Origin of the sequence: Streptococcus suis (genome assembly GCF_002964045.1) — a bacterium.
In the GTDB taxonomy this organism is placed as follows: Bacteria; Bacillota; Bacilli; order Lactobacillales; family Streptococcaceae; genus Streptococcus; species Streptococcus suis_U.
This window is the reverse complement of sequence record NZ_POPB01000072.1, coordinates 1-276: the sequence shown is the minus strand read 5'-3', so window position 1 is coordinate 276 and position 276 is coordinate 1. Positions and strand designations below refer to the sequence as shown.

The window sequence follows — 276 nt, the reverse complement described above, 5'->3', positions numbered from 1 at the left end:
TCTTCAAAATATCCATAAGATATTTGCGTCCAGTTTCAGTGTTTTTTCTAACCTTTGGTCTTTGAGCGTTCTGTTTTGCGTAAAGCTGGCAGAGTGTCATTTTCTTTCCTACAACATCAATACCATCATGAATGTCTTTCTGTAACTCTGCGATTTTCTCTCTAAGTGAGATACAATCACGCTTTCCTGCTGGTACTCGGTCTGTAGCCACAAGTTTCCACGAGTAAACAAATTGCGGTTCTCCAAATGAATCTATATATTTGTATAAGTATCTTC

General features: G+C 37.7%; 1 protein-coding gene. It reads right to left on the bottom strand.

Annotation, left to right across the window (positions count from 1 at the left end; translation table 11 throughout):
- Window positions 1-276, bottom strand: a 276-nt coding sequence (locus C1E99_RS00320) for an integrase DNA-binding domain-containing protein (protein WP_238146166.1), incomplete at both ends; no start/stop codon positions are given.